General features: G+C 51.8%; 22 protein-coding genes. 4 read left to right on the top strand and 18 right to left on the bottom strand.

The window, feature by feature from the left end; all coding sequences use genetic code 11:
* Positions 1-105: 105 nt before the first annotated feature.
* From glpX to CHH67_RS16905, 6 genes are all read right to left on the bottom strand, one after another.
* Entirely contained in the window at positions 106-1,098 is a 993-nt protein-coding gene (gene glpX, locus CHH67_RS16930) for a class II fructose-bisphosphatase (protein ID WP_095266381.1), read from the bottom strand.
* Positions 1,099-1,120: 22 nt separating this feature from the next.
* On the bottom strand, positions 1,121-1,933 hold the full coding sequence (locus CHH67_RS16925) for a pyruvate, water dikinase regulatory protein (protein ID WP_095266380.1): 813 nt from the start codon (positions 1,931-1,933) through the stop codon (positions 1,121-1,123).
* Between the two features lie 13 nt (positions 1,934-1,946).
* The gene (locus tag CHH67_RS16920) at positions 1,947-2,567 is read right to left on the bottom strand and encodes a helix-turn-helix transcriptional regulator (protein WP_176475614.1); all 621 of its coding nucleotides are present in this window, start codon (positions 2,565-2,567) and stop codon (positions 1,947-1,949) included.
* 338 nt (positions 2,568-2,905) lie between these two features.
* Positions 2,906-3,079: a GapA-binding peptide SR1P gene (locus CHH67_RS16915; protein WP_095266378.1), complete on the bottom strand. Its 174-nt coding sequence runs from the start codon at positions 3,077-3,079 to the stop codon at positions 2,906-2,908.
* A 196-nt stretch (positions 3,080-3,275) separates the two neighbouring features.
* Positions 3,276-3,794, bottom strand: coding sequence for a hypothetical protein (locus CHH67_RS16910; protein WP_095266377.1), 519 nt, complete (start codon positions 3,792-3,794; stop codon positions 3,276-3,278).
* A 185-nt stretch (positions 3,795-3,979) separates the two neighbouring features.
* The gene (locus CHH67_RS16905) at positions 3,980-5,776 is read right to left on the bottom strand and encodes a S9 family peptidase (protein WP_095266376.1); all 1,797 of its coding nucleotides are present in this window, start codon (positions 5,774-5,776) and stop codon (positions 3,980-3,982) included.
* Positions 5,777-6,020: 244 nt separating this feature from the next.
* Here CHH67_RS16905 and CHH67_RS16900 point away from each other — a divergent pair, with 244 nt between their 5' ends.
* A complete protein-coding gene (locus tag CHH67_RS16900; protein WP_095266375.1) occupies positions 6,021-7,409 on the top strand; it encodes a SpoVR family protein in 1,389 nt (462 codons plus the stop codon).
* A gap of 148 nt (positions 7,410-7,557) precedes the next feature.
* Here the strand turns inward: CHH67_RS16900 and CHH67_RS16895 are convergent, their stop codons facing one another.
* From CHH67_RS16895 to CHH67_RS16885, 3 genes are all read right to left on the bottom strand, one after another.
* Positions 7,558-8,640, bottom strand: coding sequence for a globin-coupled sensor protein (locus CHH67_RS16895; protein ID WP_095266374.1), 1,083 nt, complete (start codon positions 8,638-8,640; stop codon positions 7,558-7,560).
* A 276-nt stretch (positions 8,641-8,916) separates the two neighbouring features.
* Positions 8,917-9,762 (bottom strand): rhamnulose-1-phosphate aldolase, encoded by an 846-nt coding sequence (gene rhaD, locus CHH67_RS16890; protein WP_095266373.1) that lies wholly within the window; start codon positions 9,760-9,762, stop codon positions 8,917-8,919.
* A 358-nt stretch (positions 9,763-10,120) separates the two neighbouring features.
* Positions 10,121-12,016: a PrkA family serine protein kinase gene (locus tag CHH67_RS16885; protein WP_095266372.1), complete on the bottom strand. Its 1,896-nt coding sequence runs from the start codon at positions 12,014-12,016 to the stop codon at positions 10,121-10,123.
* A 260-nt stretch (positions 12,017-12,276) separates the two neighbouring features.
* Here CHH67_RS16885 and CHH67_RS16880 point away from each other — a divergent pair, with 260 nt between their 5' ends.
* Positions 12,277-13,143, top strand: coding sequence for a DUF2161 family putative PD-(D/E)XK-type phosphodiesterase (locus CHH67_RS16880; protein ID WP_095266371.1), 867 nt, complete (start codon positions 12,277-12,279; stop codon positions 13,141-13,143).
* A gap of 105 nt (positions 13,144-13,248) precedes the next feature.
* Here CHH67_RS16880 and CHH67_RS16875 read toward each other — a convergent pair whose 3' ends face one another.
* Together CHH67_RS16875 and CHH67_RS16870 are read right to left on the bottom strand one after the other, a co-directional pair.
* Positions 13,249-14,469 carry an aminotransferase-like domain-containing protein gene (locus CHH67_RS16875; protein WP_095266370.1) on the bottom strand — a complete coding sequence of 407 codons (1,221 nt, stop codon included), beginning with the start codon at positions 14,467-14,469 and terminating at the stop codon, positions 13,249-13,251.
* 152 nt (positions 14,470-14,621) lie between these two features.
* Positions 14,622-15,278 (bottom strand): response regulator transcription factor, encoded by a 657-nt coding sequence (locus CHH67_RS16870; RefSeq protein ID WP_095266369.1) that lies wholly within the window; start codon positions 15,276-15,278, stop codon positions 14,622-14,624.
* Between the two features lie 350 nt (positions 15,279-15,628).
* On the opposite strand from CHH67_RS16870, the gene CHH67_RS16865 reads away from it, so the two are divergent.
* Together CHH67_RS16865 and CHH67_RS16860 are read left to right on the top strand one after the other, a co-directional pair.
* Positions 15,629-16,033 (top strand): hypothetical protein, encoded by a 405-nt coding sequence (locus CHH67_RS16865; RefSeq protein WP_095266424.1) that lies wholly within the window; start codon positions 15,629-15,631, stop codon positions 16,031-16,033.
* 38 nt (positions 16,034-16,071) lie between these two features.
* A complete protein-coding gene (locus tag CHH67_RS16860) occupies positions 16,072-17,109 on the top strand; it encodes a phosphodiester glycosidase family protein (RefSeq protein WP_413773602.1) in 1,038 nt (345 codons plus the stop codon).
* 283 nt (positions 17,110-17,392) lie between these two features.
* Here the strand turns inward: CHH67_RS16860 and CHH67_RS16855 are convergent, their stop codons facing one another.
* From CHH67_RS16855 to CHH67_RS16825, 7 genes are all read right to left on the bottom strand, one after another.
* Positions 17,393-17,647: an AbrB/MazE/SpoVT family DNA-binding domain-containing protein gene (locus tag CHH67_RS16855; RefSeq protein WP_095266367.1), complete on the bottom strand. Its 255-nt coding sequence runs from the start codon at positions 17,645-17,647 to the stop codon at positions 17,393-17,395.
* Positions 17,648-17,835: 188 nt separating this feature from the next.
* The gene (gene trmL, locus CHH67_RS16850) at positions 17,836-18,300 is read right to left on the bottom strand and encodes a tRNA (uridine(34)/cytosine(34)/5-carboxymethylaminomethyluridine(34)-2'-O)-methyltransferase TrmL (protein WP_095266366.1); all 465 of its coding nucleotides are present in this window, start codon (positions 18,298-18,300) and stop codon (positions 17,836-17,838) included.
* Between the two features lie 123 nt (positions 18,301-18,423).
* On the bottom strand, positions 18,424-19,512 hold the full coding sequence (gene serC / locus CHH67_RS16845; protein ID WP_095266365.1) for a 3-phosphoserine/phosphohydroxythreonine transaminase: 1,089 nt from the start codon (positions 19,510-19,512) through the stop codon (positions 18,424-18,426).
* A 188-nt stretch (positions 19,513-19,700) separates the two neighbouring features.
* On the bottom strand, positions 19,701-21,125 hold the full coding sequence (gene glnA, locus CHH67_RS16840) for a type I glutamate--ammonia ligase (protein WP_095266364.1): 1,425 nt from the start codon (positions 21,123-21,125) through the stop codon (positions 19,701-19,703).
* A 308-nt stretch (positions 21,126-21,433) separates the two neighbouring features.
* On the bottom strand, positions 21,434-22,489 hold the full coding sequence (gene aroF, locus CHH67_RS16835; RefSeq protein WP_095266363.1) for a 3-deoxy-7-phosphoheptulonate synthase: 1,056 nt from the start codon (positions 22,487-22,489) through the stop codon (positions 21,434-21,436).
* Between the two features lie 174 nt (positions 22,490-22,663).
* The gene (locus CHH67_RS16830; RefSeq protein WP_095266362.1) at positions 22,664-24,451 is read right to left on the bottom strand and encodes a sensor histidine kinase; all 1,788 of its coding nucleotides are present in this window, start codon (positions 24,449-24,451) and stop codon (positions 22,664-22,666) included.
* Positions 24,452-24,501: 50 nt separating this feature from the next.
* Complete coding sequence (locus CHH67_RS16825; RefSeq protein WP_095266361.1) at positions 24,502-26,076, bottom strand: response regulator; 1,575 nt, start codon at positions 26,074-26,076, stop codon at positions 24,502-24,504.
* Between the last annotated feature and the right edge of the window lie 37 nt (positions 26,077-26,113).

The following is a 26,113-nucleotide window of genomic DNA, read 5'->3' as shown; positions in this document are numbered from 1 at the left end:
CATCTCGCCCATCATGGCAATAGCTCCTGTTGTTGTTCAGTGCCATCCTGCTGATCCTTCCTGCTCCTTCGCACCCGGTTGTGATGCCCCTTCAGGCCCGGGACCTTACAAGGAAGAGACGGCTTGCGTGCGGACCTCGGCCACGGGGTCCGAATGCCGGAATCGATGATGGACACTGCGAAGATAACGAACCGTTCGCGTCCCCGAGTACATCATGACCGAATGCGTTTCCGCCCGTTGTCCCGTCAAGTATTTGACCCCGCGCAGAAACTCGCCTGAGGTGACTCCCGTGGCGACAAACATGACACCCTCGGAGCCGACCATATCCTCCAGTTGCAGCAGCTGCTCAGGATGCTCCAGTCCCATCCTCGTGCAGCGCTCATAGTCCTCCGCCGTCTCCGGAATAAGCCTCCCCTGAATTTCGCCGCCAAGGCATTTCAGTGCGGCGGCTGCAAGCACCCCTTCCGGGGCACCGCCTGAACCGACATACAGATCAACTTCGTTATCCAGGCAAGTCTCGATCGCACCCATGACATCGCCATGGGTCAGAAGTTTGATTCGCACCCCGGCATTTCGGAGCGCCTTGATCATGTCCTCGTGCCTTTTCCGATCGAGGATCGATACCGTCATCTCGGACAGCGGTCTGCCCAGAATCGCCGATGCCTTCCGCAGCGTCAGCTCAATTGGATCATCCAGGCTCAGCTTGCCTGCCAGCTCGGGGCCAGCTGCAAGCTTGTGCATATAAATGTCCGGGGCATGGAGCAGCTGGCCTCTTGGTGCAGCGGCGATGACGGACAGCGCATTGTTGAGACCATTCGCTACGGTCTCGGTTCCCTCCAGCGGATCTACGGCCACATCCATCTGCGGCCCTTGGCCATTGCCGACTCGTTCACCGATGTAGAGCATTGGGGCCTCATCCATCTCACCTTCGCCAATCACGACGACCCCATCCATCGCTACCGAATCAAACTGCTCCCGCATCCCGGTAGTGGCAGCCTCATCTGCACTGTTCTTGTCTCCTCTGCCTGACCACAATGCCGACCTCAGTGCTGCTTCCTCCGTTACCCTTACCAGTTCAAGCGCCAGTTGGCTCTCCATCGCCGCTCTCCTCCTCTAATCCTTATCTATGATGAATCAAATTCATAATTAGTCCAGCAGACTCTTCAATCGCTTTATCTGTCACATCGATGACCGGACACCCAAGATCGTTATACAGCAGCTTCGCATAGTCCAGCTCCTCTTGGATTCGCTCCAGCGTTGCATACTGCACCTGATGCGGGAGCCCCATCACCTTCAGCCGCTCGCTGCGAATTTTGAGCAGATGCTCGGCATCCATCGTCAGACCGATAATGATGCCCTGCTTCACCTCCTGCAGCTGCGATGGCAGCGCCATCTCGGGCACAACCGGGTAATTGACCGTCTTGTAGCCTTTATGTGCAAGAAACATCGACAGCGGTGTCTTCGATATCCGCGATACGCCAAGCAGTATAATATCCGCTTTAAGAATGGCGCTCACATCCTTGCCGTCATCATACTGAACAGCAAACTCCATCGCCTCCACCCGGCGAAAATAACTGTCGTCCAGACGATGAAGAAGGCCGGGCAGCCGCTTGGGATCATCGTTGAACGTATCGGCAAATGCCTGCATCATCGGACCCATAATATCCACTGCACGGATATTGAGCCGAACCGCTTCCTCCCGCATCGCCTCCCGAAGCTCTGGCTGCACCAGCGTATAAGCGACAAATCCGCCACGCCGGGCCACTTCCTCCATCAGTGCGGTCAGTTCCTCCTCGTCCCGCACATTCATATACCGCTTGATTTCCGTATTCGGAAGCTCGAACTGCCGCAGAGTCGCCTGCACGACAGCCTCTGCCGTCTCCCCAATCGAGTCCGAACATATCGCTATAAAATGCGTCGATGACTGATCCATCCCATTCCTCCCACTACTCCTCTGCTACCCTATCGAGCAACATTTTGATGATATTTGTTTTTGTAATTCGCCCAACGACCTTCCAGCTTTCGCCGGGTTGCCCGGAAGCGGAAGGAACGACAACCGGCAGACTGTCGATTTGCTGGGCGATAATTTTTCGAGCAGCATGGAGGACGGTATCCTCGGGCTGCACTGTGGTCACATTAGGGCGCCGGGTCATGATCATGCTGACCGGCATCGAGGAGGCCGACGGATTGCCAAGCGTTACCTTGAGCAGGTCCTTTCGTGACACGATTCCGGCCAGATGTCCATCCGCATCCGTGACGATGAGGGTACCCACATTCTCAAGAAACAGCGACACAACCGCTTCATGAATCGTTGTCGTCTCCCGGATGATGACAGGAACACCGTGCACATCCCCTACCTTCATCTCCAGCAGACGAAGCTTCTCCTCCCGGTCGGGTGTCCCCCGTTTCCCTAGAAAATAACCGACCTTGGGCTTGGCATCGATATAATCCAGAATGACCAGCTTGGATAAATCGGTCCTCAGGGTGGCCCGGCTGACATTCAGCATTTCCGCGATTTGGTCTCCGGTGATCGGGGCGTGTTTTTTTACGATATTGACGATATCCAACTGTCTAGGTGTCAGTTCGATAGTGATCCCTCCTGGTAGCCGCAGCTGTTTGCTCTCATTTTGTACACATTATTTTCCTGCTTGCGGATATAATACGTCATATATATTATATATGCAACATATTTTCGCCTGAAATTGGCAATAAAGGGCATCAATCATTTGGGGAGCAGTCATTGATAGAGACTATGGCTAAAATCTGCAACGATGATGACGAATCTAGATGTCCGCTATGTCTGCTGCGTCCGCTGTTAGAACGAACCCGTCATCAAAAAAAGCATGCTCCCAGGTCAAAGACCTGAAAGCATGCTTGATTCGCAGTTATGTGAACGACCGATTGCTTAATCCTCGCGGCGTTTGCCCGTGCATTCTTCATTGCCGCAGTAGCCATACAGAATTTTGACACCGTCGGTTGGCATCGTGTCGATAATATCACTGCAGCCGGTACAAATAATAAGCCCCCAATCCTGTCCAGAACCGTTTTTTGCCGCCTCGGGACTTGTTAACGCTCTCATTTTACTCCTCCTCAAGGTTTTTGTGTCGCAAGAAGCCGTCAAGAAGTGCGCTTAACTTCACCTCCAACTCCGTCAAAGGCTTCTTCCACGCTTTGATCCAACCGGCGCTAAAACTACGCTACATCTGTCTCCTTGCTCTGCTGTCTTATTCCTTATTGTATTGGGAGTTTTCGTCCGTTATGAGTAGCAAGTGATCTTATCGGGGGAAAAGTTGATTCATCATCTCCTGGATTTGATCCGCCAATGCTTGCTCCTCTTCCGCTGTGAGGTCAATCCATTGAATTATCTGCCCGCTTGCTATAAAGTCCTCAATCCTGTCCGGATCATGAACGGGTGAGGTTCGTGTTGCGGTCTGTTGGACCGCTTCGGCTTGCCTCCGGAGCGTATGCTGTGTTCGTTCCAGATAGGTGCCTTCATACCGGCCCTGGAAGTCATAATGATCCGTCACCGATTGACTTTCAAGCTGACGAAGTGCACCTGCTCGATCTGTCACGGTCTTGGTCGTGCTGCCCATGACAGAATAGCCTACGGTATCATACCTTCCATCGGTGTTTGGGGTATCCGCCAACCTCTCCATAACGACCAGTTCCGTTGTGATGACTTCTTCATGGGGATGCATATGATCCATTGCTGCAAATATCGTTATACAGATCAAAGCGAACAACATCGTAAGTTTTATCACGGTCCCGGGCGAGACCCGATTGCCGGCTTTCACAGCGCCAACTCCTCTATGAGTGATGATAATCATGATTTTTCCATATTTACCACTTATGAATATCATGAGGGCATGAGAGCTGTCAACTCATCCAAGATGTTAATATAGAAAAACCCCCGAGAACAGATCGGCTTCACCTCAGGGGCTAACCGGATCCATTCTACAGGGGTAACATATGCCATCCCTTAATGATTGCGTTTCAAAAATTCAACGATTCGGGCGTAAGCCACCTTCTCGTTCTCCTTCTTCGTGATGCCGTGGCCTTCATCATCGAACACCAAGTACTCGATATCCCGGCCCTGGGCCTGAAGCGCTTCAACAATCTGGTCCGATTCCTCTTTCACTACACGCGGGTCATTCGCGCCCTGAATGATCATCATCGGATTCACCATATGATCCAGATAGGTAATCGGGGAATCCTTGATAAACCGTTCCTTGTCCCGCTCCGGATTCCCAATCCACAGCTCCATCATCGGCTTCCAGTGTTCCGGAACCGAGTTGTAGAAGGTGAACAGATTGCTCACCCCGACAATATCGATGGCAGCTCGGAAATATTCCGGATTCCGGCCGGCCAAGAGCAGGGTCATATATCCGCCGTAACTGCCGCCCATCACAAACAGCTTCTCCGGGCTGGAGATGCCTTGCTCGAACAGCCAGTCCATGCCGGCAAGACAGTCCTTGCGCGGACCTTCTCCCCAGTCCTGCTCCACCATTTTGACAAACGAGCTGCCATAGCCCGAGCTACCGCGGAAGTTCGGACAGAAAATATGATAGCCCTGCGCAATGATGTACTGGAACATGGCACGGAACTGCTTGCGCTCCGCAGCCTGAGGTCCGCCGTGCGGCCAAAACACCGTGTAGCCGTTAGCCGTCTCCGGATTCGGACGGTACAGCAGCGCTTCAATCTCCATCCCGTCAAAGGATGAATAGGTGACCACATCCGGATAAGAAAGGTCTTTCTCCGTCAAGCCGGTCAGCACATTGTGGGTCAGCATCGTCCATGCGCCATCCGCATAGCGATAAATATTGTACGGCTTGACCGCACCGCGGGCGAGCAGGTACAGATTGCCCGACGGGGTCACATTCAATTGTTCGACAATATCCGCGGGTAAGGAAATGGATGTCAGCTCACCGCGATCCACCGAGTATGCATACAGCCGGTCCTCCACTCCTTTGTCCGTGACGATATACAGCGTGCGGGAAGCCTTGTGCCAGCGCAGCAGGCTCACGCTCTCGCGCTCGATGTGAACGAGAGGCTTGAAGCTTCGGGTTGCCAGATCGTACTCGGCCACATAGGGGAATTCCGCATCATAGTTGGTGACAAAATAGACTCGCTCATTGTCCGCAAACACAGGATCCCCCGCGATATGCGTCACATTCGGATCAGGCGTCAGACACTGCGGCTCTCCGCCCTCAGGAAGAATATAGCTCACATAGTAGGTATTGGCATATGCTTTTGTATATACCATTGTACGCTCATCCGGGCTTACGGCAGCAAGCTCGGTCGCCGCATCCTGCCCTTCAATCAGCAGCTTGTCCTCCTTCGTAACGAGATTGTACACCCGCGCATTCAGAAAGGACGGATTATCCTTGGAGGTGGAGTAATACAGCCTTTGGCCGTCCTCCGACAAATGAACAAAGTAATGCTTGGTATCCGGGTCCTCCCCCTCAAATAGCGGCAACGGATGACCGCCATTCCAGCGAAGCGCATGGAACTGATAGTTCTCATTGCCGTCACGGTCAAAGGCTGTCAATATATGCCGCCCTTCCGGGTCCAGCTTGATAAAGCTGCTGACCTGGTCATTGTATGTGAGCGGGTAAGGATAGGCTGTGGCCTCATTCAAGTCCATGGCCCACAGATTGAATTTGCCGCTGAGCGTGCTTGTGAACACAAGCCTGGATTCATCCGCACTGACCCCGAAAGCCCGAATCAAGTAGGTTTGAAAAAATTGCTCCACATCCGGTTTAGGAAACGGAATCATAGATAATTTCCCCCTGTCTATAAATTGTCCACAGGTCGATTAAAACGGGCACCGATTCAACGGTCATCCCTATGGATTATGTATCATTGTATCAAATTCGGCTCTGGCAATCATCGTCCCACTGCATGTCAGCTTTTGTCGCAGTTATAATTTGTTGAGCCTGTGCCAAAGCCCACATATCTCCTCCAACTCGCCATATATATGAGTATGAAACAGCTTTTTATCATGAGAAGGGGGGATTCTCGTGCACCAGGACGAGATAACGGCACTCGAACGCTCGATTGAGGAAATAACCGAGATTGCGGCAGGTTTTGGCCTCGACTTTTATCCGATGCGATATGAAATCTGTCCGGCGGACATCATATACACCTTTGGTGCCTATGGAATGCCCACCCGCTTCAGCCATTGGAGCTTCGGGAAAACCTTTCATAAAATGAAAATGCAGTATGACTTCGGTCTCAGCAAAATATATGAGCTTGTCATTAATTCCAATCCGTGCTACGCCTTTCTGCTCGACGGCAATTCATTGATTCAGAACAAGCTGATTGTTGCCCATGTGCTTGCCCACTGCGACTTTTTCAAAAATAATGCCCGCTTCTCCGCCTCAAACCGCAATATGGTCGAGAGCATGTCTGCCACAGCCGAGCGTGTCTCCCGCTACGAGCTGGAGCATGGCACCGCCGCTGTCGAGCAGTTCATTGATGCCGTGCTCGCGATTCAGGAGCATGTCGACCCTCAAATCATTCGGCCAGGCAATCTGGATAAACAGCGCCATAATCAGCGCCGGGAGATGGAGCGCAAGGAAGAAGCCAGGAAACAGAAGCCCCCTGGACGCTATGATGATCTGTGGGAGCTGGAGCAGAACACGAAGGAAGCATCCGAGGCGCCAGCCTCTCACCGCAAATTCCCGGCAGAGCCCGAGAAGGATCTGATGTGGTTCATCCAGGAGTACTCCCATGAGCTGGAGGACTGGCAGCGTGACATTATGAGCATGCTCCGGGAGGAGATGCTGTACTTCTGGCCGCAGATGGAAACCAAAATTATGAACGAGGGATGGGCCTCCTACTGGCATCAGCGCATTCTCCGGGAGATGGATCTGACAAGCGAGGAGACGGTGGAATTCGCCAAGCTTAACGCTTCGGTCGTGCAGCCTTCCCGCCACAGCCTGAATCCGTATTATCTCGGTCTGAAAATCTTCGAGGATATCGAGCGGCGCTGGGACCGGGATAAAATATTCGAGGTGCGCGAATACGATTCCGATACGTCCTTCCTGCGTAACTATTTGACCCAGGAACTGGTCGAAGACCTCGATCTGTATGTGTTTGAGAAGAAGGGGCCTGAATGGAAAATTACCGATAAAGCATGGGAAAACATACGCGATCAGCTCGTTGTCTCACGTGTGAACGGGGGCTCTCCGTATCTGGTTGTCACCGACGGCGATCATCTCCGCGCCGGAGAGCTGATGATCCAGCATATGTACGAAGGAATTGAGCTTGACCTGAAATATATGGAGCGCACCATTCCTTATGTTTACCGGCTGTGGGGAAAGCCAATCCATCTGCAAACCATCGTCGAAGGCAAGACCATTCTGTTCTCGTACGACGGCAAGAAGCTCCATCGCCGCTTTTTGTAGATGGCCGCGTCCACGGCACCCCCTCGCTAACAAGATCAGCAAGCCGCAGCAAAAAGGCACCCGCCTCGCGATCATTCCTGATCGCAGGGCAGGTGCTATTGCTGTCGGCCCTCCCGTTTTGCATAACGAGGGGAGAGCCTTATTATCATTAAACGCCAACTTCCTCGGCTGCATTCACCACAAGTCTCGGTTCATCTGCAGTTGCTTCCCCAGGCCCGGCTTCATCATATTGATGCTGAAGCGCTTCCAGATCCTCAGCCAGCTTCTCCATCATCTTGACGAAAGCTGCCAGCTCCTGTGAGCTTGCCGCCTGACCGCGGGCGTTGGCCGAAGAAATCTCCGATTTCTCCTCAACCTGCTTCAGCTTGGACGTAATGCTGCTGACCTTGTCCTGAATGTCCTCCATTGCAGAGCGCGAATGGCTGGCCAGCTTGCGCACTTCGCCCGCCACCACTTCGAACCCGCGTCCGAATTCGCCGGCATGCGCCGCCTCTATTGCCGCATTCAATCCGAGCAGATGACTCTGATCGGAAATCTCTTTGATAAGCTCGCCCATCTTCTCGATATGGAGCATCTCCTGACCGAGCTCGATCGTCAGCGAATGCGCCTTGTCCTGGGCCTCTGCCGTCTTCATTGCATTCTCCGCTATCAGCTCCGCGCTTTGATCGAGCTGAACCACCATCGCGGTCAGTTCCTGGACCGCAGCCGTAATCGCTTCCAACATATGCTGCTGCTTGGTTGCCAGCTGTTCGATCTTCTCCTTTTCCTTGACCTGATACGCTTCAAGCACAAGCTGGGAATCCAGATTGAACATCTTGCTTAGCGCATGAATGACCTTCATCCATTCTCCCGGAATGACCTGCTTCAGCACATCCGCAGCGATGTCCAGGTAGACCATATAACTTCCCAGATAGTAGTCCAGACTCAAGCCGATTCGGGAATGAATCTGGCCGACCTTGAGGCGGTTCTCGATGTAAGACTCGTCCACCACGCCATTGACGAGCGACAACCAGTATTGACGCTGCGTCTCCTTGAGCCTCTCCACCGTTGATGTCCGGTTAATAATTTCCATTAATACTGGCTGTGTGCCGATTTGCTCATATAACCGGTCCACCACCTCATCAACCACTTTAACAAACGCCGGCTGATAATCCGCCAAAAGTTTCAGGGTACTTTCGTCCAATCCCATATAGTTCAATTGGCGGCGTCTTTTCTCAGATACATTGATCATTGAAAATCCTCTCCTACGATATGACCTAAATCACAGTACTCCATGTCTTAGGGTCCATTATAGACCAAACAGACCAATCAGTCATAATCCCAAAGTCCCAATTCGATGATAAATATACCTAATTCTTATACAAAAAGACTGCCCTTGGTAACCTCTTCCCCCATTTCAATGTAGATGACGACATACCTTGTTCTTCCTGTACAAAAAAAGCTCCGGAGTCAGCAATCAACTCCGGAGCGTGGCTTCCATCAAAACAGGTTGTGGTGTTATCCCCGTTTATAGGTTTAAAATCCCCGGCCGGGGTGTAACCTGGAAGGCTTCCGCGAGATCCGCCAGCTGCTGATCGGTTATTCGCTGCTGAATGTCCTTCCCCGATACCAGCATGTAGAGCTCTGCGGCTTTCTCCACGGTCTCGATCAGGCCGAAGGCTTCATCGATCGAGCTGCCCGCCGCGAATATGCCGTGATGCGGCCAGATGACCGCACGGTGACCCTTCATCTTCTCAGCCGTGGCCCTGCCGATGGCATTGGAGCCCGGAACCATCCATGGCAGGATGCCAATCCCTTCCGGAAAAACAACGATGCATTCTGAGCACATCGACCATAACGTCTTCGTGAATGCTTTTTCATCCAGTTGATGAATAAAGGTCATCGCGATGGTGTGGGTCGCATGATTATGAATGACGGCCCGGTGGCTCGGATCCGCCTTCAGCCGCTCGATATGGCTAAGAAAGTGGGAGGCCAGCTCGCTTGTCGGAACCGCACCGTGGTTCAGCCCCCATAACAGCTCCAACTGCTCGCCGTCTGCTGATACCCGCAGAACACCAAGATTAGCCCCGGGCTCGGACAGCATGTTCTTGAAATATTTCCCTGAACCCGTAACGATAAAATACTTGCCCCTCAGCTCATGTACCGGAAAAGCAGGCTTGATAATGCGCTGGACGTGATGGATATCGATGTACTCGGCAACTTCATCCTCGGACAGTATATAGCTCACATTGCCGCCATTTCGTTCATCCCATCCATTTCTCCACATATGCTGCGTAATTTCGGCCAATTCTCGAACGAACGGAATTTCAAGCTCTCCAGCATCTCGTGTAACCATCGAAAGCGTTCTGTTCATCAGGGTCCTCTCCTCTTTCCTATCCCATCTTAATCTTACGGCACTTTACGCTGACAAGATGACTTGTAAGCGGGCTGCGTCTCCCTAAACTTGCAAACCTGCGACGGGTACCGTACCGGGGATATCGGCTTCTTCATGAACGATCTTGCTGGAACTACTATATAAAAAATGCGGTTTGGAGTATGTTATGTTTTTCACATTCACAAGGTGTTTATACGCCGCATATCGCAAACATACAAAAAAAAACGACCCTGCGCTAGCTTCCGCGCATGATCGCCCGATCTGTCTATCCCTTCATATCACCCTTGTTATTCTTGTGCCTGACCTTGAATTCTCCGGCAGGCCATTATTGACACTACTACCGGTTCAGCAAGCTGCCCACGTACCGCAGCAGTTCATTGGCACATACCGGGCAATAGCCGTGCTCCTCAATCAGCCGGGAACTAACCTCGTTGATTCTTTTCAACTGCACAGCATCCGGCGTTTTGGTCGAAGTTGTAATTTTGACGATATCCTTCAGATCAGCAAACAGCTTCTTCTCAATCGCTTCCCGCAGACGTTCATGGTTGTGGTATTCAAACTTCTTGCCCTTGCGGGAATAAGCCGAAATGCGGATCATAATTTCCTCGCGGAAAGCCTTCTTCGCATTCTCAGACACCCCGATCTGCTCCTCAATTGAACGCATCAATCTTTCATCCGGATCCATCTCCTCATCGGTCAGCGGATCGCGGATTTTGCTCCAGTTGCAGAAGGCCTCAATATTGTCCAGATAGTTCTCGAACAATGTTTTGGCGGATTCCTCGAAGGAGTATACAAACGCTTTTTGCACCTCTTTTTTGGCCAGCTCATCATATTCCTTCCGGGCCGCAGCAATGAAATTGAGATACCGCTCCCGCTCCTCCTTCGTTATCGAAGGATGCTGATCCAGTCCGTCCTTGATGGCACGCAGTACATCCAGCGCGTTAATGCATTGAAGATCCTGCTTAATCAAAGCGCTGGATATCCGGTTGATGACATAGCGCGGATCCACGCCGGACATGCCTTCCTCCAGATACTCGTTCTGCATTTCCTTGAGGTCGGCTTCCTTGTAGCCTTCCACCTCTTCGCCGTCGTACATCCGCATTTTCTTCACCAGATCCATGCCCTGCTTCTTCGTTTCCTTAAGGCGGGTCAGAATCGAGAATATGGCCGCCGAGCGCAGCGCATGCGGTGCAATATGAATATGCCTCATGTCGCTTTGGCTGATCAGCTTGGCATAGATTTTCTCTTCGTCGCTGACCCTCAGATTGTATGGAATCGGCATGACAATCATCCGCGATTGCAGTGCCTCATTCTTCTTGTTAGCGATAAACGCCTTGTACTCCGACTCGTTCGTGTGAGCGACAATCAGCTCATCCGCGCTTATCAGCGCGAACCTGCCGGCCTTGAAGTTCCCCTCCTGGGTCAAGGACAGCAAATTCCACAGAAACTTCTCGTCACACTTGAGCATCTCCTGGAATTCCATCAGCCCCCGGTTGGCCTTGTTCAGCTCGCCGTCAAACCGGTATGCCCTCGGATCAGACTCGGAGCCATACTCCGTAATGGTCGAGAAGTCGATGCTGCCGGTCAGATCGGCAATATCCTGAGACTTCGGATCAGAGGGACTGAACGTGCCGATGCCGACTCTGCCTTCCTCCGAAATGAGTACCCGCTCAACCTGCACCTTTTCAATATCCCCGCCGTATTCCGTTTTCAGCCGCAGCTGGCAGGCCGGGCACAGATTGCCCTCAATCCGCACGCCCAGCTCCTTCTCCACCTCCGGTCGCAGCTCCAGCGGAATAAGGTGCAGCGGCTCTTCCTGCATCGGGCATCCCGAAATGGCGTAGATCGCGCCGCGATCCGTCCGGGAATGCTTCTCCAGCCCGCGCTTCAGCATCGTAACGAGCGTTGATTTGCCTCCGCTCACCGGCCCCATAAGCAGCAGGATCCGCTTGCGGACATCCAGCCTGCGCGCAGCCGAATGGAAGTATTCCTCCACCAGCTTTTCGATGGCCCGATCCAGCCCGAATATCTCCTGCTCGAAAAACTTATATTTTTTGCGGCCGCCGCTCTCCTCGATACCGTACGATTCAATCATGTCATATACACGAGCATGCGCGGTCATGGCTGGGGAGGGGTCCTTCTTCAACATGTCGATATATTCCCTGAATGTGCCGCTCCACGCCAAACGGTCGCTCTCTGCACGATACGATGCTATGCGTTCGAAAATATCCATACCGCTACCTCCTATGAGTCTGTTTATGGGGATTGGCTTCCATTCCACAGCGCCAGGTTATAACACTCTATTTACAAAAAGGGTATTACATACCTATGCGGCTTGCTCGGAATAGTTGACCTTATTTTCGAAGCATTTTCCCGCTAATTCTCTGGTCAGCACGATCTCGCCTCCTCCCTCTCCCCCTGCGAATGCCGTGACCATGCTATACTGAAATTACATCAATATTACATCTTATAATATGGATAAAGGAGAGTTCCATGGCGATTAAGCACGAAGCCGAGCTGTACGCTCCGTTAAAGGCTTTTTTCGAAACGAACGGTTACATCATTAAAGGAGAGGTCCGCAATTGCGATCTGGTCGGAATGAAGGAAGGGATGAAGGAGCCGTTGATTGTCGAGATGAAGAAGACCTTCAACCTCGCCCTGCTTCTGCAAGGACTGGAGAGGTTAAAGCTGAGCCCGTATGTGTATTTGGCCGTCGAGAAGAGCCGGACGAAAAAAGGCGCTGTCAATCAGCGCTGGTCCGATCTGTGCGATCTGTGCCGGAGACTGGGACTTGGTCTGATGACCGTAACGTTCTACAAAACCAAAGCCCCGTTCGTGGAGGTGCTCTGCGAGCCTGAAGCTGCCGTGCAGACCGGAAGAACATCCCCAAGACGGAGAGAGCGGCTGCTGTATGAGTTTCATGAGCGGAGCGGGGATTATAATACCGGGGGAATTACGCGGGCGAAGCTGGTAACGGCCTACCGGGAAAAAGCGCTCCGCGTCGCCGCCGCGATCACGCAGCTCGCCGGTCCGGATGAAGCTGAGGATGCGGATGCGGAGGCTACGAATGATGCGGCCGGCCCGCGCGCGACTGCCGGAATCTCACCGGCCCAGGTGCGCGATGCCAGCGGCGTCGGCTCGGCCGGTGCAATCCTGCAGCACAACTATTACGGCTGGTTCAGGAGGATCAGCCGGGGGCGGTATGTCCTGACGCCTGCCGGACTGCAGGCGCTGCAGGAATATGCCCCGGTTGTGGACCAATCCCTCGGGCAGCTGCCTTTCGCCGCAAAGGAGGCAGCGCCTTTACCTTCACCGACTCCCCGTAAAAAGAAGAAGCGGCGTGCATCCGGTAAATCATGATCCGGCCCGGGCCGGATCAACAACAAAAAAAGGCTTCCGGTTTCAGGTTCTCCTCATAGACCTGAACCGGCAGCCTGCTGCCGTACGATGGGATTGCTGCCAATATTAGCTGCGAGCCGTGAATTCCGTGACGGCCTCGCTAATGAGATTCATGCCCAGCAGCAGTTCATCCCTACCGGGATGGGTGAAATTCAATCTTATACAGCCGTCAGCCTTCTCACTCGGCGAACACATGGAGCCTGGAAGAAAGGCGACCCCCTTTAATAAAGCGGCTCTCAAGAGCGCATCCCCGTTAAGCCCTGGCGGAAGCTCCACCCATAGAAACATGCCGCCCTCTGGCACCGCATAGCGTGCATGCTTCCACTGCTTGCGCTTCAGCAGCTCAATCATCAGCTTGAGCCGCGTCCGGTATTCCCGGTTCAGCATCCGGATATGCTCTTCCAGGTCAAAATGCTTCGAATCCAGCATGTGCTGGAGAATGCGCTGATTCAACAGACTGGACTGCCAGTCGGCCATCTGCTTCACAGCTGTCATCATTTCGATCAGGCGCCGATGGCCTGCCGCCCAGCCGGTCCGAAGCGCCGGAGCTACCGTTTTGCTGAATGACCCGATGTAGAGCACATGATTGCCCTGCGGCTGTTCCAGCGAGAACAGCGAGGGGATCCGTTCGCGGGCTTCAATCCCTTCTGCATCTGCAAAATACAAATCCCCGTAGGAATCATCCTCCACAATGAGCAGCTCATGCTTGGCACACCGCTCAAGCACCTGCCTTCGACGCTCCAGACTCCACATGACTCCTGTCGGATTCGTAAAATTCGGGGCCGCCATCAACAGCTTCGGCTTATGTTCCACAATCTGCCTCTCCAGCTCATCCGGGAGAAGGCCATCTTCATCGCCCTCGATTGGGATGATGCGGGCCCCTTGCAGCCGAAGCACCTGCAGCATGCCGGGAGAGGTCGGGCTTTCGATCAGAACCGGATCTCCCGGCTCAACATAGACCCGCACGAGCAAATCCAGCGCTTGCTGGGTTCCGGTGGTCAGCAGGATATGATCCGGCTGAACATGGACTCCTTTGCGCCTGCCAAGGTCCTGGCTAAGCCACTCCCGCAGCGGGCCATACCCCTCCGCCTCGCCATACTGCAGCGACCGCGGATCCTGGGAGAGTACAGCTGCTGCCGCTTCAGCCAGCGAATGCTGGGGGAACAGTTCTTCTGCAGGCAGCTCTTCCGCCAAGGAAATAAAAGAATCCCGCTTCGCAAGAGCTCGAATATTGCGCAGCGGGGATGTCAGCAGAGTCTGTGCACGGGAAGCAAAGGAATACTGCATGGAAGTCCCTCCTTAGCCGTAATCGTAAGCCTCGGGTCTTGTAAATCAGGTCCTGCATACAGCCAGCCAAGGCTGAACACATCTCATTTGCGAGCAGAAGCAGCCTTTAAAGGGTATTCCCGAAGTTCATTTATTATACCTTATACCCGATTTCACGCATATACTTGCCGGTTATGCCGGGTATACAGCGCATATTTCTCAATCGCCTGGGCCCGGGTCGACACCCCGAGCTTCACATAAATTTTCCGCAAATAATTGTCAATCGACCGGCGGCTTACTTGAATCTCGGACGCGATTTTATCATAAGTGATGCCCTGCACGATCCGTTCCATTATAAATGCTTCTGTCTCCGAGAGTGAAATTCCGCCTTCATTCATCGATGACGATGCCAGCGGCCATACTCCCTGTCTCACCCACTCCAGCGGCAGCGATGCAATGCCTTCCCGAAGTCCGGTAATCATATGTATGAGCTGGAACGTGGAGGACTGCTTGGACAGCAGCCCGCTCGCACCGCGGCTGATTAAGGATTGCAGTAACGACAGTCCATCGTTATCGGTAACGATAATCACATGGGTGCTGGGTGACATCTGTTTAATCCGTTCCAACAGCTCCTCGGACGTCTGATCCTGCAGTCGATAATCCAGAAGTACCACATTCGGCAGCAGGTCCTCCACCATCCGCATCCCGTCCGCTTCCGATGCTGTCATTCCCTCAACAACCAGATCCTTCTGTTCCTCCAATATTAATTTTGTCCCCAGCATGCTTGTAGGTTGACTGCCAATAATGACCACTCGCCAAACCTCATTCATAATCCCTTAAAACCTCCTGTTTCAGAGAACTTCAATACTATTAATTCTATTAAAGTAAAGCCCGCCTTCCGGACAACTATTCGACACTTGCGAATTCCCGTTGTTTGCAGCTATTTAGGGGTGAAGAGGCCGCGCCCTGAACTGCAGGCTTATCGTGGTAGAGCATGAAGAATGTTAGTTATGTATCCACATGGTTTAACAAATCTATACAGATTGTATCCTAACTTCAACTGCATAAGCAATCTCTTTTTAAGAATTAAGTCGGTTTTTATTCGTCTTTGCGAAAGCAATTCTGACATGATAGAATGAGAGCTGGTAAAATGAACGCTTTTAAGGGGTGAAAAATGTCGATGGAGACAGAAGTTCAAACAGCCTATGAACCCCGGGAGACAATGCAGCAAAAAGGGCCATCCGCCAAATGGTTCTGGATTTTTTGGATTGTTCTGATCGGGCTGGGTACAACCGCAGCCTACCTATATAGCAATCACCTGCAAGAACAGGCGATTGTCAAGCTTCAGGAGGATACACGCCAGCAGATGGCACAGTTTAAAGCGGAATACGAAGCGCGCTTCGGCGAGCTGGTGCTGGAGATCAATGACCTGCAGAGCAAGGTGCAGTCCTTCAACGAGCTGCTGACCTTCACGAAGGATCAGGCGACCGGGACGACCGATAACAGCAACAAGCTGTACAGCCAGTTAAGCGAAGTGGAGAAGCAGCTGAAGGAACTTGAGCGAAAAATGGAGCTGTTAAAGTGAAAGCATTAATATATGGCAAGCCGAAGCAGGTCAACCGGATGTTTATGCTCGCAATCGCTCCTTTTATCGGCATGCTGTTCTGCATGTGGCTGCTGACCAAGCCGCCGCAGCTTTCACTGCAATATGAGGAATATGTATCAGCTGACAGCTTGGCCAGCCAATCGGGCGTCATCAAGCAGGATCTGGATCTGGCTGCCGATGCCGCCAAACAGACGATCTCTTCCATTGAGGAGACGGCGAAACTGTATCAGCAGACGACCGCCGCCGTCAATTCCATTCTGAAGACGGCCCAGACGCAAGCGGCTCGTCCGGAGCATATCTATAACCGGCGAATCACCGCCAAGCTGGGCACCCCGATGGAGACGGTGAACAGCAACCGGATTCGAATTGAGTTATATAAAATCAATCCCGGAACATATAATGGCTATGCCATGAAAGTGAAGCTGAAGGATCCTTCGGCCATGACGATGTCGCTTGGCACAGGCCAGCCCGGCTCTGTCGAAACAACGATGAGAGCCGTTAGCCGGCACGGGGCGGTCGCCGGCATCAATGCCGGCGGATTCGCCGACGGGAATGGCGGTCGCCATCCGCTTGGCACCACAGTCATCAACGGTCAGTACGTGTCCGGATTTCATCCCAGCTTCAAGGACCTTACTTTTGTCGGGATGAGCAAGTCCGGTCAGCTGATCGGCGGCAAGTTCCACAGCAGACAGGAGCTGGATAAGCTGGAGCCTGCCTTCGGAGCAACGTTTGTCCCGGTGTTATTGAAGAACGGCAAGAAAATGGCCATCCCGGACAAATGGCGCACTTCGCCGGCTCGCGCCCCGCGCACGGTGATTGGAAATTACAAGGACGATCAACTGCTGATTCTTATCACCGAGGGCTATGATGAGAATGGCCGCTCCGGGGCAACCCTGCAGGAAATTCAGAACAAGCTGGTCAATCTCGGCGTAATGGATGCATATAACTTGGATGGTGGCGGCTCTACTTCACTCGTGCTGAATGGCAGAGTGGTGAACAAGCCTTCCGACGGCAGTCTGCGGCCTGTTCCGACACACTTCTTGTTTTTTAAGTAGAATTTAGCAAAAACCTGAAATAAGCTGGATGTTCTCATTTATTTTTTGCCGGAAGGTGGGTATAATAAGGATAGCTTAGCAGGAGGTGGGTTTTCGTGTCGTTCTCATTAACCTTTTGGATTGTCATGATCGTCTTTGCCCTTTATATGGTCGGTATTCTAACTGCCGCCTACAATGATGATAAAACCAAAGGCCTGTAAGACATGACTCCCTCAAGCGAGGGGGTCTTATTTATTTCGACAAAAAAGCATCGCATGATGCGATGCTATCATAATTGCTCGTATTAGGCATGCTTCGGAAGTTGTTGCATCTCCGACATGCATTGGGCACATAAGTAGCGCTCTTTAAATTCGCTTACCCCGTCCATAGATCCGCAGAACACACATTTCGGACGGTAACGCTCCAAGATGATATGGTCCCCTTGAACCAAAATCTCTACAGGATCGCCTTCGTTCATCTGATATCTTTTACGCAAGGATTTTGGCAGAACGATTCTTCCCAGTTGATCCACTTTACGAACTACACCAGCAGGTTTCATGATACTGTCACCCTCTTTCATTTCAACAATAAATTTCAAGTTAGAAAAAACCTGATATTTTGGGCCTAGTATAATAGTTCGATAAAAAGTTGTCGAATCCTGCTAGATTTTAAGAAATTGTTTGTTTTTTTTAAATTATATAGGTATACTGGATGATTTCTGCCGATTTCGGACTAAAATTACCTCTTCTATGCCATGCCAGGGTAATCCAATTGCCTTAAAGCTTCATATACGATGATGGCTGCCGAATTGGACAGGTTAAGCGAGCGCACTTTATCCGTCATGGGCATCCGAATGCAGGAATCCGGGTTCGCGGCCAGCAGCTCGGGCGGAAGCCCCTTGGTCTCTTTGCCGAATACGAGGAAGTCACCGTCCTGAAAGACGATATCACAATAGCGCTTGGTCGCTTTGGTTGATGTATAGAAGAAGCGGCCTTCCGGATATTTCTGCTGCAGCTCCTCAAAGGAATCGTGATATTCAATATGTACCGCATACCAGTAGTCCAGCCCGGCCCGTTTCAGCGTTTTGTCATCGGTATTGAAGCCAAGCGGGCGAACCAGATGAAGATGCGTGCCGGTAGCCGCGCATGTTCTGGCAATATTGCCGGTATTGGCAGGGATTTCAGGTTCAACAAGTACGATATGAAGTGCCATGTTATGATGTTCCACCTTTTAGATCATTTTATATTCTATTATAACTTATCCTATTCCCGATCTTGCTATGAAGAAAAAAAACCTTCCGCCAAATAACGGAAGGCATGCATACCCGATTCACTGTTATCCGCGGCTGCGCTTGAAGTGCTCCATGAACTGAACCAGCGCCTCGCAGCTTTCATACGGAACCGCATTATAGATTGAAGCCCGCAGGCCTCCGACGCTGCGATGACCTTTAAGACCGACAAAGCCTTCTTGCTCGGAAGCCTTGACGAACTCCTTCTCCAGTTCCTCGGAGGCAAGCCGGAAGGTTATATTCATGTCCGAACGGCTATCCACATCCACACAGCCACGATAGAAGCCGCCGCTTTGGTCAATCGCATCATAAATCAGGGACGCCTTCTTGCGATTCGCCTGCTGGACGCCTTCAAGTCCCCCGCGCTCCTCGATCCACTTGAGCACCTCATTTACCATATAAATCCCGAAGGATGGAGGGGTGTTGTACAACGAGTTGTTCTTCACATACGTGTCGTAACGGAGCATGGTTGGCAGATGCTTCGGCGACTCGGCAACCAGATCCTCCCGCACGATCACCACCGTTACGCCGGATGGACCCAGATTCTTCTGTGCGCCCGCATACACCAGGCCGAACTGATTCAGATCAAATGGCCGGCTCAAAATGTCGCTGGACATATCTCCGATAAGCGGCACCGACCCGGTGTCTGGAAACGCCTTGAACTGCGCGCCTTCGATCGTTTCATTCGAGGTCAGATGGAGATAAGCCGCATTGTCCTGCATCTGGATCTCCTGCAGCTTAGGCAAGGTCATATAATTGCTTGCTTCAGAGGAAGCAGCCACATGGGTGTTTCCGATCAGCTTGGCTTCCTTCAGCGCCTTGCTGGCCCAGCTTCCAGTCATTACGTAGTTCGCGGTCTGGCCTTCTTTAAGGAAATTCATCGGAATCATGGCAAACTGCGTGCTCGCACCGCCCTGAATGAAGAGCACCTTATAGCCTGTCGGATTGCCCAACAGAGCCAGCAACCGCGCCTGTGCTTCATTATGTACAGCTTCATATACGGCACCGCGGTGTGACATCTCCATAATGGACATTCCGGTATGTTGATAGTCTACGAATTCGGCCTGTGCGCGCTCCAGCACTTCCAGAGGCAGCGCTGCGGGTCCAGCGTTAAAATTATAGGCTCTCTTGCTCAAAAAACTCTCCACCCTTCTCTCTTATGAATGCTTATTTTATCGCCTATCATAGCAACAAACCGATGCTCGTTCAAGTGAAAATATGCTCTATGTATCCAATCGCAGCGATCGGCCTGAATATGAAGAGGCTGCCCCGCAAGATCCAAGGATCATTCGGGACAGCCTCGTACATATACAGATGATGGCTATTAGATGTCAAAGTACAGGGAGTATTCATGTGGATGCGTGCGGATGGAAATATCCTTGGCTTCTGCACGTTTGAACTCGATGAAGTTATCGAGGAACTCCTTCGTGAATACGCCGCCTTCAGTCAGGAACTCATAGTCTGCCTGAAGTGCATCCAGAGCTTCATCCAGGCTGCCTGGAACGCTGCGGATTTCTTTCTTCTCCGCATCGGACAGCTCATAGATGTTTTTGTCGAAAGGACCATAGCCCAGAGCGACTGGATCGATTTTGCGCTTGATACCGTCCAGACCCGCCATCAGCATTGCGGAGAAGGCCAGGTAAGGGTTAGCTGTGGAATCCGGTGTACGGAATTCGATACGGCAGCCCTTAGGCGTTACAGCCGCAACCGGGATACGAACTGCTGCGGAACGGTTACCTTTGGAGAATACCAGGTTAACTGGTGCTTCATAGCCAGGAACCAGACGCTTGAAGGAGTTCGTGCTCGGGTTGGTCAACGCGATCAGCGCTGGAGCATGGTACAGAATACCACCGATGTAGTGCAGCGCAGTTTCGCTCAGGTTAGCATATCCGCCTTTTTCGTAGAACAATGGCGTGTCGCCGTTGAAGATGGATTGGTGAACGTGCATGCCGCTTCCGTTGTCCCCGAAGAGCGGTTTCGGCATGAAGGTTGCTGTTTTGCCAAACTGACGAGCAGTGTTGTGAACGATATACTTGTATTTCAACAGGTTGTCAGCTGTTTTCTTCAATGTGTCAAAACGGAAGTTGATTTCCGCCTGGCCAGCCGTTGCCACCTCATGGTGATGACGCTCAACGCGCAGTCCGGCTTCATTCAGTAAGCGGCACATTTCACTGCGAATGTCCTGCTGGGAATCCGCTGGAGCTACTGGAACATAACCGCCTTTGACACGAACTTTGAAGCCAAGGTTTCCGCCTTCTTCAGCACGGTTGGTGTTCCAAGCTGCTTCTTCGGAATCTACCGTGTAGCTGGAGCTGTTCATGGAGCTTTGGTAACGGACATCGTCGAACAGGAAGAACTCGGACTCCGGTGCGAAGAATGCAGCGGTGCCGATACCGGTTTGCTGAAGGTATTTCTCAGCACGCTCTGCCACACCGCGCGGGTCGCGCTCGTAGGCTTCGCCTTCCGGAGTGAAAATGTTGCTCATGACATTCAGCGTTGGATGAGCTGTGAACGGATCAATGAAGAACGATTCTGGATCTGGCAGCATAACCATGTCGGACTCTTCAATTCCGCGGAAGCCAGGAATGGAAGAACCGTCGAAAGCTACACCGTTCTTAAAAGTCTCTTCATCTACTTCAGCAGCCGGCAGGGTAATGTGATGCGCCCGTCCCGACAAGTCTACAAAACGAAAATCGACCCACTCAATGTTGTTCTCTTGAATTGTTTGCAATACTTTCTCTACCGACATATCTCTTCCTCCCAGTTTCCGAACATTAAGACTAAAACAGCTTAACAATGTTCATAATCTTTGAAATTTCTTTTCGTCATTATATGCCGGGAGATAACCTGACGTCAATACCCATGTAAGGTATTTTTAAAAACCGCGTTATATATATTGACACAGAAAACCATATATTGGATGATCAGCAAAAAGACACCTGCTTCATCGAAGCAAGTGTCTACCTATTTATATTAGCCCTCGTCCAGACAGCAAACAACCTTTTGTAATCGGTTTCCTCACGCCTCTTTCCCTGCGCCCCAGAAACCTAACATCAATTAGACGCGTTGAAATTGCTCAGCAGGCGCTTTAGCCGTATTGAACGTTTTACCAACGAGCGGAGCCAGCTTCTCCAGATCTTTCAGCAAGGCCGCAAACTGATCTGGGAACAGGGATTGCACCCCGTCGCCTGTCATCGAGTTGTCCGGGTCGGTATGCATTTCGACAATGAGACCGTCCGCTCCGGCGGCTACGGACGCTTTGGACATCGGTTCCACCAGCTCACGACGTCCCGTGCCGTGGCTCGGGTCGGAGATCACCGGCAAATGGCTAAGCTGCTGCAAAACCGGAATGGCAGATAAATCCAGCGTGTTGCGCGTATAAGTCTCAAATGTTCGGATTCCCCGCTCGCACAGCATGACATTCGGGTTGCCGCCAGCCAAAATATACTCGGCTGCATTCAAAAATTCGTCATATGTGGCGCTGAATCCGCGCTTCAGCAGCACCGGCTTGCCACAGGTGCCCAGCTTTCTGAGCAGGTCGAAATTTTGCATGTTGCGCGTTCCTACCTGCAGAATGTCCGCGTACTCTGCACAGATGTCCACATATTCTGGTGTCATGACTTCAGTAATGGTCAGCAGGCCATGCTTCTGCCCGGCTTCCGCCATCATAATCAGCCCTTCGACGCCAATGCCCTGGAAGCTGTAAGGGCCTGTTCTCGGCTTGAACGCACCGCCGCGCAGCACCTGGCCGCCGGCAGCCTTCACAAGCCCGGCGATTTCATCAATCTGCTCCGCAGACTCGACAGCGCACGGACCGCCCATGACAACCAGGTTGCCGCCGCCGATTTTCGTGCCTTTGATATCAATGACGGTGTCATCCGGATGGAAGTCCCGGCTGGCCAGCTTGTAGGACTTGGAGATCTTCACGACATTCTCCACGCCCTTCATCTGCCGCAGATGCTCTGCAAGCTTCGGATTAACACTGCCGATGAGACCGATCACAGTTCGGTCCGCGCCTCTGGAAATATGGACCTGAAGCCCCTCTTTCTCAATTTCGGACACAATGTTCCGAATCTGTTCCTCGGGGGTCGTATTGGATGTAATGACGATCATAACGGGTACCTTCCTTCTCTTAGTCTATCTTATGCATGAATGCTTTCATTCACTTTTACACTTAATCGCTTGTTCGCTTTTAAGCTTTTATGCTTTTATCTAATAAAGCAAATATACAAAAGATATCCCTGTTCGTCAAGCCCAAAATGGTTTGAACAGGGATATCCGTCCAGATTATTCGATTCGCTTGTTACGCCTCTCGGTCACGCTGCGCGTCACCAGCGGCAGTATAATTCTTACCGTCGTGCCGATGCCGGGGCGGCTGAACAGCGTCACACCGTACTCCGGCCCGTAATGGAGCTTGATGCGCTGATCCACATTCCTTATGCCGTAGCCGGTGCTGCCCAGATCCTGGGCGCCTGTGCTGTACGTGGCAGCCCCTGGCGGAAAGCCGACGCCGTTATCAATAATTCTGAATTCCAGCCCTTCCTCCACGACGCTGCCTATGATGCGAATATGAATGTAATCGCCGGTCCATGCATGCTCAAGGACATTCTCGATAAAAGGCTGCAATATGAGCTTCACCGTCTCATACCGCACGACCTCGGGGTCAATGTCGTACTGAACCTGCATGCGGTTCTCATATTTGATTTTTTGGATATCGATGTAGGCCTGGGCTTGCTCCAGCTCATTTTTGACCGGGATGATCGTTCTGCCGTCATTAAGAGACAAGCGGTAAAACTTCGCCAGATCCAGTACCATACGCTGCAGTTTTTCCAGCTTGCCGAATTTGGCCAGCCGGCTGATGGAAGATAACGTGTTGTACAAAAAGTGCGGGTTAATCTGCGCATGCAGCGATTCCAGTTCCGCCTCCTTCTTCTGCAGATCGGCCAGGTACACCTCACGGATCAGCTGTCCGATATTGCTTCCCATCTCGTTCAGCGCTGCCGATATGTGCGTGAACTCGTCAGCCCCCTTGAAGTGAACCCGCTTGTGAAACTCCCCTTCCTGGAAGGAATCCAGCACGGATACAATCTTGGATACCCTGCGGCTGAAATATCGGGAGATGATCAGGCTGACCACGATAAAGATCGCAATGCAGACCACACAGATGAGCAGGGTCACATAGCGGATCTTCGCCGTATCCTTCTCGACGATATGGGAAGGCACAACCGCGATCAAATCCCACCCGAGTTGCGTGATCGGCTTGCGGATCAGCAGGTCCCCGTTATTGCGCAGCTCAGGCTCCTTGAACACCGTCGAATGCTTTCCTCCTGACGAGATCACAATGCGCCCCTCGCTGTCCGTCAGATAAAGCGCGGTTCCGTCCCCGATCTTTCGATAATCCATGCTCTCAAACAGGCTGGACAGATTCACATTGATTCGCATAAACCCAATCTCTCGGGGCTTGACGGAAGTGATATCGACCAATCTGCGGAGCAATGAGATGCGGTCCTTTCTCGCATCATCCTCAATCTGCTTCCACTGCATGGTGACACCGTACTGCTCCTCTTTCGGGTATTCGTGATACCAGTCCCTGTTCTCAAGCCGCTTGTATTGGTAAATATCATATAGACGGTTGTCCGAGTGCAAAGGGTCGGTCGTGCTGTAGCTGTCATAAATTTCACGTATTTCATCATTTTTCAGATAGATGGACAACCACACCTTCCGGTTGGCTGTGTTGATGGCGGTTTCAAGCTTGGGAATGAGGACATTGACGGTTGTGTCATAGCTGACCCAGGGGCTCTCGCTGAAGCGAAGCCGATTGTTAAAAGACATATCGAAATACAGCATATCCGACACGCGAGCGACATCTTCCATTTTGTAAGAGATATTATCGCTCATTTGATAGAGCGTCCCTTGAATGTTGTTGTAGGTTTGCTCCCTGATCGACTGCACCGCCAGCTGATTGGCGATATTTCCGACCAGCAGCACCGGCACAATAATAAACACGCAGTACGAAAGCATCAGCTTGTAGCCAAACGGCAGTCTGACCCGAATGCGTTCAAATTTTCCAGCCATAACACATCACGACCCCACATCTGAGATAAGCGAATGGTGCAAGTATTCGGTTAGGTATGTTTGCGTCTATATTCCAGCGGAGTCATGCCGTAAAACTCCTTGAATTGCCGGCTGAAATAAGGTAAATACTGATATCCCGTCAGGGAGGCGATTTCATATATTTTAAGCTTCGTTGTGACAAGCAGGCTCTTGGCCTTCTCCATCCGAAGCTTGATGACATAGTCGCTGAAATTATGACCGGTCTCTTCCTTGAAGATAACCCCCAGATAATTCGGTGAAAAAGAAAAGCGGTTCGCCATATCGCGCAAAGTAATGTTTTCATGCATGCGATCGCGGATCACGTCTATCATTTCCTCAATGAGACGCCCGTTTTTGGATGCTTTGCGAAATTTTAACTGTTCTGAGATTTCAAACACTTTCATTCTTAACCATGAAAAAATATCATCCAGCGTTTCAAATTGAAGCAGAATGTCCAGATTTTTCAGCTCGATGCCTAAAATCCGGAACAAGTCTTCATGCATCGTGTGCAGATGCTCATCCAGCTTTAATATAATATACATCGCGAGGTTCCGAACCGTAAATGTTGAACGGATGTTCGCCGCCAGATGCTGAATGGCCAAAATTTCATCATGAATGCCGACCAGATCATAGGATGCCATCGCCTTGAACAGCGCATCCAGCCGGATATCGAGACTCTCCACTTCCTCGCGGTTCTCCGTCGGCACCTCGTGGTACATAATCCACTGGCCTTTCCCGCGGAACATTTTGTAATCCAAAGCTCTGACCGCCATCTCGTAGGACTGGTGCAGGTCTTCGAGCTTATGCGCGTCCCCGCCCTCGCCCACCGTCACAGTGAGGCCGTATTCCTGCCGTAATTGTTCCAGAATCGCTTCAATCTCCGCCCGGTCACGATCCCCTCCGAACAGAACGGCTGTACGTTGATCTGTCACTCTGCATACATGGGCAAAACCGCCTTGATCCAAAGCCATATGCAGCTGTGCCATGTACTGTTCCCGAATTCCTCTCCTCTCCTCGGACACCTGTTGCTGGCTTCGCCAGGAACTCATTTCGTCCAACTCGAGCAGCGCCACGCGGATAGGCCATTCATGCTCCGCCCAACGATACTCCCTCTTCATGATTTCCAGGACCGCGCCATCATAAGGCTGCTGCAGCAACCGCAGCAAATACTGATGCTTCAGAATCGGAATCATCTGCTGATAGGCCCGCTCCGTTTCCTTCCGGCGATGAAGACGATCCAGCTCCTGCCTCGCTTTTGTCAGCTCCTGGATCAACTCCTCGTCCTCCATCGGCTTGAGCACATAGCTGCACGCATTCAGGGCGATCGCCTGCTTCACATAACTGAAATCCTGATACCCGCTAATAAAAATGACCCGCAAATCTTCATGATGCTTGAGCGCACGCTGAGCCAGCTCGATGCCTGTCATGTTCGGCATCCGCACATCGGTTACCAAAATATCGATAGGTTCCTTCTCCAGCACCTCCCAGGCGGCGAAGCCATTGGTGACCGCGCCCGCAATCGTCATACCGAGTTTTTCCCATGGAATAAAGCTCTTCATGCCTTCTAGATCCAGTATTTCGTCATCTGCAAGCAGCACTTTATACACGGGCCCCATCTCCCCCCATAAATTCCGATAAGGGTAT

Source organism: Paenibacillus campinasensis, from assembly GCF_002272015.1.
Lineage (GTDB): Bacteria > Bacillota > Bacilli > Paenibacillales > Paenibacillaceae > Paenibacillus_AQ > Paenibacillus_AQ campinasensis.
Note: the sequence above shows the minus strand (reverse complement) of the source record. Positions and strands in the feature narration are given on the sequence as shown.

Bases quoted from the DNA above. Each gene is read 5' to 3' on its own strand.
- CHH67_RS16915 (WP_095266378.1), bottom strand. From the start codon at position 3,079: ATGAGAGCGTTAACAAGTCCCGAGGCGGCAAAAAACGGTTCTGGACAG.
- rhaD (WP_095266373.1), bottom strand. From the start codon at position 9,762: ATGAACAGAACGCTTTCGATGGTTACACGAGATGCTGGAGAGCTTGAA.
- aroF (WP_095266363.1), bottom strand. From the start codon at position 22,489: ATGATCGTCATTACATCCAATACGACCCCCGAGGAACAGATTCGGAAC.
- CHH67_RS16875 (WP_095266370.1), bottom strand. From the start codon at position 14,469: ATGCAGTATTCCTTTGCTTCCCGTGCACAGACTCTGCTGACATCCCCG.
- CHH67_RS16885 (WP_095266372.1), bottom strand. From the start codon at position 12,016: ATGGATATTTTCGAACGCATAGCATCGTATCGTGCAGAGAGCGACCGT.
- glnA (WP_095266364.1), bottom strand. From the start codon at position 21,125: ATGTCGGTAGAGAAAGTATTGCAAACAATTCAAGAGAACAACATTGAG.
- CHH67_RS16855 (WP_095266367.1), bottom strand. From the start codon at position 17,647: ATGAAACCTGCTGGTGTAGTTCGTAAAGTGGATCAACTGGGAAGAATC.
- CHH67_RS16905 (WP_095266376.1), bottom strand. From the start codon at position 5,776: ATGATTCCGTTTCCTAAACCGGATGTGGAGCAATTTTTTCAAACCTAC.
- CHH67_RS16865 (WP_095266424.1), top strand. From the start codon at position 15,629: ATGGAGACAGAAGTTCAAACAGCCTATGAACCCCGGGAGACAATGCAG.
- trmL (WP_095266366.1), bottom strand. From the start codon at position 18,300: ATGGCACTTCATATCGTACTTGTTGAACCTGAAATCCCTGCCAATACC.
- CHH67_RS16895 (WP_095266374.1), bottom strand. From the start codon at position 8,640: ATGATCAATGTATCTGAGAAAAGACGCCGCCAATTGAACTATATGGGA.
- glpX (WP_095266381.1), bottom strand. From the start codon at position 1,098: ATGGAGAGCCAACTGGCGCTTGAACTGGTAAGGGTAACGGAGGAAGCA.
- CHH67_RS16925 (WP_095266380.1), bottom strand. From the start codon at position 1,933: ATGGATCAGTCATCGACGCATTTTATAGCGATATGTTCGGACTCGATT.
- CHH67_RS16830 (WP_095266362.1), bottom strand. From the start codon at position 24,451: ATGGCTGGAAAATTTGAACGCATTCGGGTCAGACTGCCGTTTGGCTAC.
- CHH67_RS16860 (WP_413773602.1), top strand. From the start codon at position 16,072: ATGTTTATGCTCGCAATCGCTCCTTTTATCGGCATGCTGTTCTGCATG.
- CHH67_RS16880 (WP_095266371.1), top strand. From the start codon at position 12,277: ATGGCGATTAAGCACGAAGCCGAGCTGTACGCTCCGTTAAAGGCTTTT.
- CHH67_RS16870 (WP_095266369.1), bottom strand. From the start codon at position 15,278: ATGAATGAGGTTTGGCGAGTGGTCATTATTGGCAGTCAACCTACAAGC.